The organism is Streptococcus sanguinis, from assembly GCA_013378335.1.
In the GTDB taxonomy this organism is placed as follows: domain Bacteria; phylum Bacillota; class Bacilli; order Lactobacillales; family Streptococcaceae; genus Streptococcus; species Streptococcus sanguinis_I.
In genome coordinates this window covers 581,475-596,350 of sequence record CP040556.1, presented here as the reverse complement: position 1 = coordinate 596,350, position 14,876 = coordinate 581,475, and the positions used below count along the sequence as shown (strand labels likewise).

Below are 14,876 nucleotides of genomic sequence, written 5' to 3'. Positions count from 1 at the left end.
TCCCCGCTAGAAAATATTAATTATCATTATTGACCATAAATTATTACGCTAACAGCGTATAACGACAAAAGTTGACTCAGAGGAATTAGCTCCTTTAATTCTGCTAATTCTGTATTGGATACATCTATGCTCTTATCTTCATATTTTTGTAAATAATCCATAATAATATTAGATATACTTTTTACAATATAGTATGGATGTGTGCAATCCTCATCATCAAATCCATATTTCTTGTTTTTTTCGTTTAAGTCATTATTAGAAATTTGCTTAATTATTAAACTATTATTTATTTTTTCAACAATTTCTTTATGATTTAGAACTAATAACTCTTTTGCTTCTAGCTGATTTTTTCTTGAAACAATAATACTTTTAAATCCTTTACCAGTACCAGCATGTGCTACAACCCCCCAGTTACCGATTTCTCCATTAATTTTATTAGTCAAATCGACTGTCATGTTCCCTGACTTAATTGGAAATTGTCTAAACAAGGCTTTTTCATTTCGTGTTGGAGGATTATTAAATTCTTTTATTTCTTTATTATCTAAATATTTAAATTGATTGATATCTTTATCTATAAGCTTAGCCGTTAATTTTGGAAATTTTATTAATTCTAAAATTTTCATAGCCAAAGCATAGGATAGTTGAACACAAACCGCATTGCCTACCTGTCTCCACTTTGTAGATTCATCACCAAAAAATTGATAATCTAAAGGATACCCCATAATACAGGCTGCTTCTCTTATGGTTGGCAAGCGATACTCACCATCACCTTTTCTATCATAACCAGATTTATATAAAATAGCTTCTCTGGTACTAGCTGATTGTGTTGCCATAATTGTACGACTCGGCTTATCCATGTTTTCAGGAAACGACATTTTACCCATATAAGGATGTCTCTGTTTTAAATCCCGAGCTTTCTGCCATTGTACTTGATAGACACCTGTATCATAAAAATGATCTTTAAAATCCTCAAACTTAACAGATTCATTTGGATAATTTGGATCTGTTATAAATTCTACAGGCGATTGATCTAATGGATCTGGAAAATTTCTAAATAATTTATTTAAAGTAACTTTCTCTTTAGCAACCCTATCAGGAAATGGAAATTCACCAGTCTTAGTTATTTCCCCGCTGACGAACCTACGTCTTGCCTGTGCTGCACCATAATCATCTGCATGTAAAACCCCACCGTTATATTTAGACTTGATGGCAATGGATTTTGGATTTAACCCCTGAGAAACGGCCCAACTTACCAAATCCAAGTCCTCAAAAGTATACTCCTCTTGGACATAGTTTTGAGAATTTGGAACATTTTCCATTAACCATGCTTTTAGTTTAGAATTCTTTTGAAATTTCTTTACAGCAATTACCTTAAAAAAAGTATTAATCAGATGGATACCCAAATCTTTGTTAGCATTCCCACCTTGATTAGAAAGAGAAAATAATTGACATGGGGGACTACCAATGATAATATCCGAATCTGGCAACTTATTGATTTCATCAATATCTTCAAAATCAAGTACGCTCTTAACTTTATCGTTTAGCCCATGGTTAAAATTATGAGTCGTGATTGCTGGTTGCCAAACATCAATTCCCATAATAACATCATAGCCCGCTCTACGAAATCCTTCTGAAAAACCACCTGCTCCACAGAAAAAATCAATCACGGTTAATCTCTTTTTTTTCTTCTTACTTTTCACAATTCTACCTATTATCTTACATTATTTTTTGTTTGCCCCCATTATACCAAAAAAACACAGTTTTTGCACTGTGTTTTCGTCATATTCATATAATGAATTTGAGGTTTTAAACCAACTTCCTCATCTCCTCAATCCGCCCTACTGTCGCATCATACTTGGCTTGGTAGTCGGCTTGTTTGTCGCGTTCTTTTTGGACGATTTCTGGTTTGGCGTTGGCTACGAAGCGCTCGTTAGAGAGTTTCTTGCCGACCATATCCAGTTCTTTTTGCCACTTGGCTAGTTCTTTTTCGAGACGAGCCAGCTCTTCCTCGATATTGAGGAGGTCTGCCAGCGGCAGATAGATTTCTGCTCCTGTGATGATGCTAGACATAACCAGCTCTGGCACAGCAAGGTCTGCTGCAATTTCCAGATGCTCAGGATTGGTGAAACGCTTGATGTAGTTGACATTATCCTTGAAGAAGGTTTCCAGCGCGCTGTCTGTCGTCTTAATCAAGATAGTAATCGGCTTGCTTGGCGCCACATTGACCTCAGCTCTGCTATTACGCACCGAACGGATTAGATCTTTGAGGGCTTCCACGCCAGCTGCTGCCTCGGCATTTTCAAACTCTGGACGAACCACTGGATAAGCCGCTATCACAATGGTGCCTTCTGAGATTTGTCCAAAGATTTCCTCGGTCACGAAAGGCATGATTGGGTGAAGCAGGCGCAGGATTTGGTCTAGCGTGTAAAGGAGGACAGAGCGAGTGATGACTTTCTCGTCGTCATTGTCGCTGTAAAGCACTTCCTTGGTCAGCTCCACATACCAGTCGGCAAATTCATCCCAGATAAAGTTGTAGAGGATGTGACCAGCCACGCCAAACTCAAACTTATCAAAGTTCTCAGTCACCTTGCCAATAGTTTCATTGAGGTTGTGGAGGATCCAGCGGTCAGTGACATTACCTGCCTGACCAGACGCCACCTGAGCGACATTCTCACGCGCCGCATCCAGCGTCAAACCTTCATTGTTCATGAGGATGTAGCGGGAAATGTTCCAGATCTTGTTGATGAAGTTCCAAGAGGCATCCATTTTCTCGTAAGAGAAGCGCACGTCTTGTCCTGGGGCAGAACCGTTTGAGAGGAACCAACGAAGGGCATCAGCACCGTATTTCTCAATAACATCCATCGGGTCAATCCCGTTCCCGAGAGATTTAGACATCTTGCGTCCTTGCTCGTCACGAATGAGACCGTGGATAAGGACATTTTGGAATGGTTGGCGTCCTGTGAATTCCAAGGATTGGAAGATCATACGAGACACCCAGAAGAAGATGATGTCGTAACCGGTAACCAAGGTTGAAGTTGGGAAGTAACGTTTGAAGTCTTCTGAGTCGACATCAGGCCAGCCCATAGTTGAGAACGGCCAAAGGGCAGAACTGAACCAAGTGTCCAAGACGTCTTCGTCCTGAGTCCATCCGTCGCCTTCTGGAGCTTCTTCACCGACGTACATTTCACCCTCAGCATTGTACCAAGCAGGGATTTGGTGACCCCACCAGAGCTGACGAGAGATAACCCAGTCGTGAACATTTTCCATCCATTGGAGGAAGGTGTCGTTGAAACGAGGTGGGTAGAATTCTACCTTGTCCTCTGTTGCTTGGTTGGCAATAGCATTCTTAGCCAATTGGTCCATCTTGACGAACCACTGAGTAGATAGACGCGGCTCAACCATAACGCCAGTCCGCTCTGAGTGACCAACGCTGTGGACACGTTTTTCGATTTTAACGAGGGCACCGATTTCTTCCAGTTTCTTGACAACCGCTTTGCGAGCTTCAAAACGGTCCATACCCGCAAATTCAAAGGCCAAGTCATTCATGGTTCCGTCGTCGTTCATAACGTTAACTTGTGGCAAGTTATGGCGTTGACCAACCAAGAAATCGTTTGGATCGTGGGCAGGTGTGATTTTCACGACACCTGTACCAAACTCAGGATCTGCATGTTCATCCGCCACGATTGGGATTAATTTATTGGCAATCGGCAGAATAACGTTTTGTCCGATCAAATCCTTGTAGCGTGAGTCTTCTGGATTGACCGCAACCGCAACATCCCCAAACATAGTCTCAGGACGAGTGGTCGCTACTTCAAGGGCGCGTGAACCGTCTTCCAGCATGTAGTTCATGTGGTAGAAGGCACCTTCCACGTCCTTGTGAATCACCTCGATATCAGACAGAGCTGTGCGAGCTGCGGGGTCCCAGTTGATGATAAACTCACCACGGTAGATCCAGCCTTTCTTGTAAAGTTCGACAAAAACCTTGCGAACAGCTTTTGACAGTCCCTCATCCAGAGTAAAACGCTCACGAGAATAGTCTACAGAGAGCCCCATCTTGCCCCATTGTTCCTTGATGGTCGTCGCATATTCGTCTTTCCATTCCCAGACCTTCTCGAGGAATTTCTCACGACCGAGGTCATAACGGGAAACGCCTTGCTCCCGCAAGCGCTCCTCGACCTTAGCTTGAGTCGCAATTCCCGCATGGTCCATCCCAGGAAGCCAAAGCGTGTCAAAACCTTGCATGCGTTTTTGACGGATGATGATATCTTGCAAAGTTGTATCCCAAGCGTGACCAAGGTGAAGTTTCCCAGTTACGTTTGGTGGTGGAATAACGATCGAATAAGGCTTAGCCTTTTGATCTCCTGAAGGCTTGAAAACATCAGCCTCAAGCCATTTTTGATAACGACCAGCCTCAACCTCGGCTGGATTGTATTTAGGTGGAAGTTCTTTAGACATGTGTGTTCTCCTTTAATTTAGCATTCTCAAAACTAGTTTAGAAATCCGTTTTTTGTTCTTCAAAAAGCAATAAAATTGTATTGGGTGCTGGAATTTATTAGGTTGATTTTTATTAACTAATTTCTTTTTTAACTTTCTACGTTTCTTTTCCAGTGATTCTAAATTTATTTTTCTGTTATCAAAACTATAAACTTTGGATTCTAAGCGTATTATCTCATTATTAAGCCTACTAGCTTTATTATTGATTGTGGAAGGTTTTTTTAGAAATCGTTCTATAGCTTCCACATAATCATCTTCTACTCTAATTGTTACCAATGACAAATAATGAAACATGTAGATATAAATTCCTAAAAAAGTAGTGATAGCAATTGGAGGATTTTTTAGAAAATCCGTATAGTTAATACCTACTCCCCAATTTATAAAAAATGGTGTAGCAAAAAATATAATATATAACCATTTCTTTTCTGCATCATTTTTAGATGGATTTATTTTTAAACCATCAATAACAAGACCTTGTAATATGATGAGAAATATTGACAAAGTTAGTCCTCCTAGAGCTATCTGAGACCACAGATTTTTCACTAAATTCTGAGCTGCTAAGTAAAACAAGTAGAGAGAGAAGGCGCCTGAAAATATTTGCATTATACGGAACAATATAATTGAATAGTGAAATTTAGCCTCTTGCTTTTTCCTTTCCCAATCAAATTTTAATAGTAATTCTAAAAAGTAAATGGTGTCCTCATATTTACCATCTGCGATACTATCCCAGATATGACCATCTTTCATAAAATAAAATTTTGTGTTTTTTATTTCTAGATTGTAACCATAGGGATTGATTTGGCTTTTTAATCTTGCCAGAACACTTTCATGATTTGAGGTATCTTGAAGCTCTTCAATAATATTTTCAATTTTCTTCCTCCACTCAGATCGTTCTCTAGTAATATAATCGAGCTGATTTCTTTTACTATTATTAACAAACACTAAAATAGCACTTAATATCGCTCCTAAGCCTACACTAGAGAACAGAGTAATAATCTGGTTTGTTTCCAATTTTTCTCACCTCACTTTCGAAAATCAATAAATACTAACCGTCACAACGTTTTCCTTGGACATCTTTGTGGTATAGAATGCGTTCTTTGAGAACAAAGCCGAGTTTTTCTACTACTCTTTGAATTTGAAAATTACAATCAAAACAAGATTCCCTCATTCATTCAAAAAGCGATTAATTCGCTTTTTTAAACTTTATACCATTTTCCTTTAACTTCTTAACAGTGACAGGGCCGATTCCTTTTAAAGCTAGGACTTCTTTTTCTGTCCAATCTTTGAAATCAGCTGATGTACAGATTCCATTATTTACGAAAATACGAGCATAATCCATTCGAATATCGTTCATTTCTGGTTCTGCCATAAAAGCAAACAAGGCAGTTAGCTCAATAAAGCCTTCTTCTAGTCCATAAGGAAAGGCAAAGTGCTCCTTGTCATCCAATTTTTTCGCTTCATTTGTCAAAAACTGCGTTACAATGATGTTTCTTTCTAAAAAATCAAAAAGTGGATAGAGACTCGCCATCAGTGACTCATTTGTGTTTGGGTAGTAATATTCTTGCTCCTCTATATCAAACACTTGAAAATACCAGTCTTCTTCAGCAAAGAAGGCAATCGCTTCAGCGTTAATCTCAGCTAACTTTGCAAATAATTTTCTCGCTTCCTCTAGTTTTCCTCGCAAGAAAGCAGCAATAATAGCATGTACCAATATAGTATCATCGTATTTCCCTTTATTCCGTTCGTCTTGATAAAAGCGCTCAACCTTTATCTCCTGACCGGTCATATGATATAAGGAAAGCATACAGAAAACAAAGTTGGGCGGAAAACGATCTGGTCGCTTACTCAAGTACAGATTAACTAATTCCAAGGCCTTATAGTAACATCCCTCCGCCATGTAATACTCAATCAGAAACATAAGAGCAGTTAGAACAGGCCGTGCTTCAAAATAATTCCAATTATTATAGCCCTTGATTTTCCATTTTTCTAATACCAGAGTTTCAAATTCTAAAACTTTTTCAAAGGACGGCAAATCAAAGTCTTCAACCTCTGATACAAATAGATGAAACTCCGCTGCAAAATAATCTGGATTGAGCTTTAACACTTGTTTCAACAGTTTATTTCTCTTTTGTTTATTTCTAGTATGCATCGCTTCTCTAAATAAAGCATGATCCTGATGCCAATCAAAAGTTCCTGTTCTTAATTGGTAATTAATTTCCTGAATATTCGGATAGTCACCATACTCATCAGCATATTGCATAATTGCTGTGTGTTGCTCATCAAAGTTTTGAATTCTACGCCGCTCAACTAAGATTGGTTTGTGGGCCAATGCTTCTGTCAACGCAGCCTCTTCTTCAGAAATGACTTTGATTGCCAATTTCTGCTGACGTCTTAATTCTTTTTTACGATTTTTCTTTTTAGCCATCTTTTCTCTCCTCCAACTCACTCTTCAGCAATCCATACCTCAAATCATCACAGCGATTGCCTTGAACATCTTTACGGTCTCGGATGCGAGCTTCAAGGGTAAAACCAAGTTTCTCAGCAACTCGTTGACTTTGCAGGTTATATCCAAAGCAAGACAATTCAATTTTATGTAGGTTCAATTCTTTAAAAGCCACATCAATCAAGGCTCGCGCCGCTTCTGGCACATAGCCTCGACCCCAATAGTCTGGGTGCAAGGTATAGCCGAGCTCAAGAACATCATCTTCGTGACGGTGATTGAAGTCAACAGAACCAATGACTTTATCCGTCCCTTTGACGACAATTCCATAGCCTGCTGGGAGATTTTCCTTTTGATTACGCTCAGGCAGAATATGCTCCAGATAATAAATCTCATCTTCCAAGGTCTTGACGGGCGGAAAGCCTGCTGGGTAGGCGACCTCCGGCAGACTTGCGTAGGCATGGATATCTTCGGCATCCGCCACGGTGCGGACTCGCAAGACTAGCCGTTCTGTTTCTAATCGATCTGGTAATCGTGCTTGCTCCATCTTCCTACATCGCTTTCTATAAAAAATCGCCCCTGTCATCTACATGACAGGGACGAATGTGTTTATCCGCGGTACCACCCAATTTCGGGCAGATGCCCGCAACTCTCGTCTTTGAAGTAAATACAAAGACACTTTTATTTCAATTTTTCATCTCATCAGCAACCAGCTTTGACACATTTGTGGACTTCTCAGCACCGCCACTTTCTGTAAAATGCTTGACTCAAAACACCTCTGATGAACCTATTCTATCACCTTTCCAGCGAAAAATCAATAATTTCTCTCACCCAAAAGTCCGTCTGGCAGGTCATGAAATCCCTTGCCTGCCTGATAGTTGGCGAATTTCCCCATAAGAAACTGATAGGCGTCTAAACGACTTTCATAGCGAATAGCCGCTTCCTTAGCTCGCTCGTCCTGGTCCGCTTCATAGACTGCCTGACTCTCCTTGAGGGCCATCTCGTTAATCATGACCTGGGTCTTGACCCAAGCTTCAAACTCCTGTAAAAATTCCTGTTCGTAACTCATTTTTCTCACTTTCTAACTGCAAATACCTAGTCCAAATCTCGGTAAAAATCACTATCAATGTCACGGAAGGGCTGAATGTCCTGCACATACTCAAGCACTCCCTGAAACTCACCGAACTCATCCCGCACCGCCGCATAGGTCACATGGACAAACTTGCCCCGTGATTCCGACTTGAACCACATCTCAAACTTATCCCGCTCTCGCTCGCGCAGATCCTTGAAAATCCGCCGCACCTTATCCAAAAACTTGGGCGGGTGACAGAGCTCGACATTGCGCCCTATCTGGGACGGCGTCCGCTTGAAAATCATCTCGTCCGCCGGCACGCTGTCATTATAATACTGGAAAATATCCTCCTTATTGACAAAGGTAATCTCCATGGGCAGATGGTCCAAAATCAGATTGGCCTCCGCCACTGACAGATAGCCATGGCCAAAAGTCTGCTGGGCCTCACGATTAAAGGCTGGCTCTTTCTTTTCCTTAGGCTTAAAGGAAATAGTGACCTGACCATCCGGCGTATCAATAACCTGCTCAAATCTGCCATCACTAGTCTGCTTTGTAGTGGCTGGCGCTTCGCTTGCTTCATCAGCAGCATTTCCAGCTTCCTCCTCCGAGAATGAGTGTCGCGCAGGAATCCATTTCTCCGTTGGCTTGATGATAGCATAACCATAAGCATCACTTTCATCAGCAATCTTGAGCCAATCATCCTGAGTAAAGGACTCGAGGAGTATCATGAGAAGGATAGACTCTTCCTTAAAAATCATAGCTTCAAACTCAGTAGCAAAAGTCTCAAACTTGTCCTTGACCTCCTCAATCGAAGTATCAGGCAGCTGCTCTGCAGCAGTCTTAGCCTCTTGGAAAAGGTCTCGAATCTGGTCATCTACCCCCCACATGACCTTGGGCGGCGAATCGTGGCCGTAGCTCTCCATGATGGGAAACATGAGCTCTTCCTTGCGCTGATAGTGGATGTCAAACTGCCCCACCAAACCCAGCTGACGCTGGAGTCCCTTGCGGATTTCTGGAAGAAGGTCCTCATCTTCTGTACTTTCATAGGTGGATAGGAGCCTGCGAACCCGCATGAGGGCAGCCCGAAGCGCTAGATTTTCCTGCTTGAAGACCTGAACAGGATGGCCTGGATGGTCGGTATCAGCCACCTCCACATCCTGAATAGCTCCTTTAAAGAGGTTGGCATGGACATTGCAGAGAGACATGACATCTTCAAAGGTCACTCCCGTATCCGAGTTCATCAGCTCATGCTCCATCAGGCTGATTTCGATAGCAGACACACCAGCAAAATGCTTGTTGAAAAGCTCCTGAACAGATTCTGCCGAAGCTCCATTATGTAGGTCCAGCAAGATAGACTTGAGGACTTCAATGCGTTCAGTAGTCATACCTAAATCCCCACCACTTCATAGCCATTTAATTCCAGAGTTTGCTTGATTTTATTCAGGTCAATGCCGTTCATGGCAGCTCCTTTTTTGATAGAAACCACGCGCCCTACTGTATTGCGCATGACAGGATTGGCCAGAGGCTTAAAGCCCAACTCGACCAAAACATCCAAAACCTCGGGCTGCTTCTCAATCACTTCTGCCACTGGGATAGACAAATCAATCACATTATCCATAGCTGCTCCCTCATCGTTATTTTTCTACAATTATACCATAAAAAAGCTATCAGACCCAAAGCAAAAAAGTGTGATAATTTGCTCTTCTTACGCTTGTTCAAAAGAAATGGAATAGCGAATTAAGATAGACATGATGATAGACTTCTGCCTTCCATTATTGCCTTAGACAACGATAAGAAAAAATAAAGCACATTGCTTCGTCTTTTTTCCCTTTTGTGATAAGCTAAGAATAGTGAATTGAGAGGGTTTTCGTATGTATCTTGCAGACTTAATGGAAAAGAGTGAAGCGGGGCAGTTTATTGTCCTGTCTTATTTACAGCAGCATTCTACATCCAGTTTGAAGGCCGTCATGTCAGAAACAGGCTTCTCGAAAGCAACCTTGACCAAGTACATTAGCCTGATTAACGACAAGGCTGTAGGCCATCATGCAACCTTATCCATCCAGCTTCAGGACGAAACGCTCAGTCTGTCCATCGGACCTAATACCAAGGGACGGGACATTCGCAGACTCTTTTTGGGCAATGCCGTCAAATACCAGATTTTAAACTACTTGCTCTATCATCAGCAGTTTTTAGCCCATCAATTAGCTCAGGAACTGATGATCAGTGAAGCAACCCTCGGCCGCCATATATCTGGTCTAAATCAGATTTTATCAGAGTTTGATATTTCTATCCAAAATGGCCGCTTAAAAGGGCCTGAACACCAGATCCGCTATTTTTATTTCTGCCTCTTTCGCAAAGTCTGGTCCAGCCAAGATTGGGAAAAAGAACTTCAAAAATCAGAAAGAAGGCAGGAAGTTGCCGTCTTAGAAGAACTCTGCGGAGCCCAACTCTCTCAAGGTCAGCGATTGGACTTGGCTCTTTGGGCACATATCACCCAACAGCGCCTAAGAGTCAATGCCTGTCAATTTCAAAACATTGAACAGAAAATGCAGGGCTATTTTGAAAACATCTTCTACCAACGCTTGCATCGTCGGACAAATGATTTCTTTGCCGGTCAGCACATCACCCTGAGCCAGGAAGACGGGGAAATGATGATTTTCTTTTCATTTCTGCTCTCCCATCGGATTTTACCCCTGCACACCATGGAGTATATACTGGGCTTTGGAGGTGAAATTGCCAGTCTGATTACGCAACTCATTCAAGAGATGAAGTCTCAGGACTTGCTAGGTGACTATATTGAAGACCAAGTGACCTACGAACTCAGTCAGCTCTGCGCCCGCGTCTTTCTTTTCCGAGGCTATCTCTTGCAAGACAAATACAAGCATGATCTGGAATTGCGCCATCCTTACTTATGGAGCGAATACGATTATCGACAAGTGGCAGACACTATTTTTAGCAAACTTCCTATTTTCCAGCAGGGAACATCTCTGGATAAAAAAGTTTTGTGGGAATGGCTCCAGCTGATGGAGTACATTGCTGAAAACGACGGTCAAGTCATCAAGATAGGCATGGACTTGACAGATAGCTTTATCGTTGTTTCCAGGATGACGGCCATTTTAAGACGGTATTTAGAGTACAATCGTTTTATTACGATTGAATCCTACGACCTTACCAGAAATTATGACCTCATCATCACCAACAATCCTATTCATCAGACCCAGCAGGTTCCTATCTATTATTTAAAAAATGACTTGGATTTGGAAGATTTAGCTCAAATCCGTCACATGATATTTCATTAAGAAACTTGGAGAAATCCAGGTTTCTTTGTGATTTTCGCACAATCTCCTCATATTTTTTTAAAATTTAAAAAAAGTTGATAAAAAAGAAAGCGTTTTATTTTATATACTAGTTACTGTAGAGGAAACATCCTCAAGATTTTTACCAGGAGGACAGTTCATGTCACAAGAAAAATACATCATGGCCATCGACCAAGGAACTACTAGTTCACGCGCCATCATCTTTAACAAAAAAGGAGAAAAAGTTAGCTCCAGTCAAAAAGAATTTACTCAGATTTTCCCTCAAGCTGGATGGGTTGAGCACAATGCCAATGAAATTTGGAACTCAGTGCAGTCCGTTATCGCAGGTGCCTTCATCGAAAGTGGAGTCAAACCTAACCAAATCGAAGCTATCGGAATCACCAACCAGCGTGAAACAACTGTCGTCTGGGATAAGAATACAGGTCTTCCTATCTACAATGCTATCGTTTGGCAATCTCGTCAGACAGCTCCTCTGGCTGAACAGCTGAAAAGCCAAGGCTATGTGGAGAAATTCCATGAAAAGACTGGTTTGATTATTGACGCTTACTTCTCTGCTACCAAGGTTCGCTGGATTTTGGATCATGTAGAGGGTGCACAAGAAAGAGCTGAAAAGGGTGAATTGCTCTTTGGTACCATTGATACCTGGCTGGTTTGGAAATTGACTGACGGCGCGGCTCACGTGACCGACTACTCAAATGCAGCCCGTACAATGCTCTATAACATCAAGGATCTTAAATGGGATGATGAGATTTTGGAAATCCTTAACATTCCAAAGGCTATGCTTCCAGAAGTTCGTTCTAACTCAGAAATTTATGGTAAGACTGCTCCATTCCATTTCTACGGCGGAGAAGTTCCAATTTCTGGTATGGCTGGTGACCAGCAGGCGGCTCTCTTTGGACAGTTAGCTTTTGAGCCTGGTATGGTTAAGAATACTTATGGAACAGGTTCTTTCATCATCATGAACACTGGTGAAGAGATGCAGTTGTCTCAAAACAACCTCTTGACAACCATTGGCTACGGTATCAACGGCAAAGTTTACTATGCCTTAGAAGGTTCTATCTTCATTGCCGGAAGTGCTATTCAGTGGCTACGCGACGGTCTTCGGATGGTTGAAAATTCACCAGAATCTGAAAAATATGCCCTGGCTTCTCACAACAATGACGAAGTCTATGTCGTACCTGCCTTTACAGGTCTGGGCGCTCCCTACTGGGATCAAAATGCCCGTGGATCTGTCTTTGGCTTGACCCGCGGAACCAGCAAGGAAGACTTTATCAAGGCTACTCTGCAATCCATCGCTTACCAAGTACGAGATATCATTGATACCATGCAGGTGGATGCCAAGACTGCTATTCAAGTCCTCAAAGTCGACGGCGGTGCTGCTATGAACAACTTCCTCATGCAGTTCCAAGCTGACATTTTGGGAATCGATATTGCCCGTGCTAAAAACTTAGAAACAACTGCTCTTGGTGCAGCCTTCTTGGCAGGATTGTCAGTAGGCTACTGGAAAGACTTAGATGAACTCCGCACTCTCAATGAAACTGGAGAACTCTTTGAACCATCTATGAATGAATCCCGCAAGGAACAACTCTACAAAGGATGGAAAAAAGCCGTTAAGGCAACTCAAGTCTTTGCAGAAATCGACGACTAATACTGATTCTTATTTTAATAATCAAGTCAGTAGAAGCACGAAACGACTAAGTTAGAAAGTGTGTAATTATGGAATTTTCAAAGAAAACACGTGAATTATCGATAAAAAAAATGCAGGAACGCACCTTGGATCTCTTGATTATCGGTGGTGGGATTACCGGTGCTGGGGTAGCCTTGCAAGCAGCAGCTAGTGGACTGGAGACTGGTCTGATTGAAATGCAGGACTTTGCAGAAGGGACTTCTAGCCGTTCGACTAAGCTGGTTCATGGTGGACTTCGTTACCTCAAGCAATTCGACGTAGAGGTGGTCTCAGATACAGTTTCTGAACGTGCTGTGGTACAGCAAATTGCCCCTCATATTCCAAAACCAGATCCTATGCTCCTTCCCGTCTACGAAGAAGCGGGTGCTACTTTCAGCCTCTTCCGTCTCAAAGTAGCTATGGACCTCTACGACCTCTTGGCTGGTGTTAACAACACTCCTGCTGCCAACAAGGTCTTGAGCAAGGAAGAAGTGCTAGAACGGGAACCTGAACTCAAGAAAGAAGGCCTGGTCGGCGGCGGTGTCTATCTTGACTTCCGCAACAACGACGCTCGCCTCGTAATTGAAAATATCAAACGCGCCAACCAAGACGGTGCCCTGATTGCCAACCACGTTAAGGCAGAAGGCTTCCTCTTTGATGAATCTGGAAAGATTACAGGCGTTGTTGCGCGTGACCTCTTGACGGATGAAGTCTTTGAAATCAAGGCTCGCCTAGTTATCAACACAACTGGACCTTGGAGCGACAAGGTGCGCAATCTGTCAAATGATGGTGAGCAATACTCACAAATGCGTCCAACTAAGGGAGTTCACTTGGTAGTTGACTCTAGCAAGATCAAAGTTTCTCAGCCAGTCTACTTTGATACAGGCTTGGGAGACGGCCGGATGGTTTTTGTTCTTCCACGTGAAAATAAAACCTACTTTGGTACGACAGATACTGACTACACTGGTGACCTAGAGCATCCAAAGGTAACCCAAGAAGATGTGGATTACCTCTTGGGTATTGTCAATAATCGCTTCCCAGAAGCCAACATCACAATTGACGACATCGAAAGCAGCTGGGCAGGCCTGCGTCCTCTGATTGCAGGAAACAGCGCTTCTGACTACAACGGCGGAAACAACGGTACCATTAGCGACGAAAGCTTCAATGCACTGATTGCGACTGTTGAAAGCTATCTAGCCAAAGAAAAATCCCGTGAGGATGTTGAAGCGGCTGTTACGCAACTCGAAAGCAGCACTTCTGAAAAACACTTGGATCCATCTGCTGTGTCCCGCGGTTCCAGTCTGGAACGTGATAACAATGGCCTTTTGACCCTTGCTGGCGGTAAGATTACGGACTTCCGTAAGATGGCTGAGGGAGCCATGGAGCATGTCCTTGAAATCCTCAAAGCAGAATTCGACCGCAGCTTCAAGCTCATCAACTCGAAGACCTATCCTGTTTCAGGCGGAGAGCTCAATCCAGCAAATGTGGATTCCGAAATCGAAGCTTTTGCTCAACTTGGTGTCTCACGTGGTTTAGATGGTAAAGAAGCCTTCTATCTTGCAAACCTTTACGGCTCCAATGCTCCGAAAGTCTTTGCCCTCGCTCACAGTATCGAACAAGCACCAGGTCTTAGCCTAGCGGATACCTTGTCGCTGCATTATGCTATGCGTAATGAATTAGCACTCAGCCCAGTTGACTTCTTGCTTCGCCGGACAAATCACATGCTCTTTATGCGGGATGGTTTAGACGCTATTGTAGAGCCTGTTCTGGATGAAATGGGACGGTTCTACGACTGGTCAGAAGCAGAAAAAACATCTTATCGAAACGATGTTCAAGCTGCCCTTGCAAATAACGATTTAGAAGAATTAAAAAAATAGAAAATACGAG

11 protein-coding genes are annotated in these 14,876 nt (G+C 42.4%); 3 read left to right on the top strand and 8 right to left on the bottom strand.

Going from position 1 to position 14,876, the window contains the following annotated elements:
- Positions 1-26: 26 nt before the first annotated feature.
- From FFV08_03165 to FFV08_03130, 8 genes are all read right to left on the bottom strand, one after another.
- The gene (locus FFV08_03165; protein ID QLB51745.1) at positions 27-1,712 is read right to left on the bottom strand and encodes a DNA cytosine methyltransferase; all 1,686 of its coding nucleotides are present in this window, start codon (positions 1,710-1,712) and stop codon (positions 27-29) included.
- 94 nt (positions 1,713-1,806) lie between these two features.
- A complete protein-coding gene (locus tag FFV08_03160) occupies positions 1,807-4,455 on the bottom strand; it encodes a valine--tRNA ligase (protein ID QLB51744.1) in 2,649 nt (882 codons plus the stop codon).
- Positions 4,456-4,467: 12 nt separating this feature from the next.
- Positions 4,468-5,505, bottom strand: a complete 1,038-nt coding sequence (locus tag FFV08_03155; protein ID QLB51743.1) for a hypothetical protein — start codon at positions 5,503-5,505, stop codon at positions 4,468-4,470.
- Between the two features lie 172 nt (positions 5,506-5,677).
- The gene (locus FFV08_03150) at positions 5,678-6,919 is read right to left on the bottom strand and encodes a hypothetical protein (protein QLB51742.1); all 1,242 of its coding nucleotides are present in this window, start codon (positions 6,917-6,919) and stop codon (positions 5,678-5,680) included.
- Entirely contained in the window at positions 6,912-7,481 is a 570-nt protein-coding gene (locus FFV08_03145) for a GNAT family N-acetyltransferase (protein QLB51741.1), read from the bottom strand. The genes FFV08_03150 and FFV08_03145 overlap by 8 nt, the downstream gene beginning before the upstream one ends.
- Before the next feature lie 267 nt (positions 7,482-7,748).
- Entirely contained in the window at positions 7,749-8,003 is a 255-nt protein-coding gene (locus FFV08_03140; protein ID QLB51740.1) for a DUF1912 family protein, read from the bottom strand.
- A 26-nt stretch (positions 8,004-8,029) separates the two neighbouring features.
- Entirely contained in the window at positions 8,030-9,391 is a 1,362-nt protein-coding gene (locus FFV08_03135) for a DUF438 domain-containing protein (GenBank protein QLB51739.1), read from the bottom strand.
- Between the two features lie 2 nt (positions 9,392-9,393).
- Positions 9,394-9,624, bottom strand: coding sequence for a DUF1858 domain-containing protein (locus FFV08_03130; protein ID QLB51738.1), 231 nt, complete (start codon positions 9,622-9,624; stop codon positions 9,394-9,396).
- 253 nt (positions 9,625-9,877) lie between these two features.
- On the opposite strand from FFV08_03130, the gene FFV08_03125 reads away from it, so the two are divergent.
- The 3 genes from FFV08_03125 (at position 9,878) to glpO (ending at position 14,866) form a co-directional block, all read left to right on the top strand.
- Entirely contained in the window at positions 9,878-11,305 is a 1,428-nt protein-coding gene (locus FFV08_03125) for a hypothetical protein (protein QLB51737.1), read from the top strand.
- Between the two features lie 157 nt (positions 11,306-11,462).
- Positions 11,463-12,971, top strand: a complete 1,509-nt coding sequence (glpK, locus tag FFV08_03120; GenBank protein ID QLB51736.1) for a glycerol kinase GlpK — start codon at positions 11,463-11,465, stop codon at positions 12,969-12,971.
- Between the two features lie 68 nt (positions 12,972-13,039).
- Positions 13,040-14,866, top strand: a complete 1,827-nt coding sequence (gene glpO / locus FFV08_03115) for a type 1 glycerol-3-phosphate oxidase (protein ID QLB51735.1) — start codon at positions 13,040-13,042, stop codon at positions 14,864-14,866.
- Positions 14,867-14,876: the final 10 nt, after the last annotated feature.

What these genes read in the sequence shown, in the direction of transcription:
- FFV08_03150 (QLB51742.1), bottom strand. Translation starts at nt 6,919, where the DNA reads ATGGCTAAAAAGAAAAATCGTAAAAAAGAATTAAGACGTCAGCAGAAA.
- glpK (QLB51736.1), top strand. Translation starts at nt 11,463, where the DNA reads ATGTCACAAGAAAAATACATCATGGCCATCGACCAAGGAACTACTAGT.
- FFV08_03135 (QLB51739.1), bottom strand. Translation starts at nt 9,391, where the DNA reads ATGACTACTGAACGCATTGAAGTCCTCAAGTCTATCTTGCTGGACCTA.
- glpO (QLB51735.1), top strand. Translation starts at nt 13,040, where the DNA reads ATGGAATTTTCAAAGAAAACACGTGAATTATCGATAAAAAAAATGCAG.
- FFV08_03125 (QLB51737.1), top strand. Translation starts at nt 9,878, where the DNA reads ATGTATCTTGCAGACTTAATGGAAAAGAGTGAAGCGGGGCAGTTTATT.
- FFV08_03130 (QLB51738.1), bottom strand. Translation starts at nt 9,624, where the DNA reads ATGGATAATGTGATTGATTTGTCTATCCCAGTGGCAGAAGTGATTGAG.
- FFV08_03160 (QLB51744.1), bottom strand. Translation starts at nt 4,455, where the DNA reads ATGTCTAAAGAACTTCCACCTAAATACAATCCAGCCGAGGTTGAGGCT.
- FFV08_03145 (QLB51741.1), bottom strand. Translation starts at nt 7,481, where the DNA reads ATGGAGCAAGCACGATTACCAGATCGATTAGAAACAGAACGGCTAGTC.
- FFV08_03140 (QLB51740.1), bottom strand. Translation starts at nt 8,003, where the DNA reads ATGAGTTACGAACAGGAATTTTTACAGGAGTTTGAAGCTTGGGTCAAG.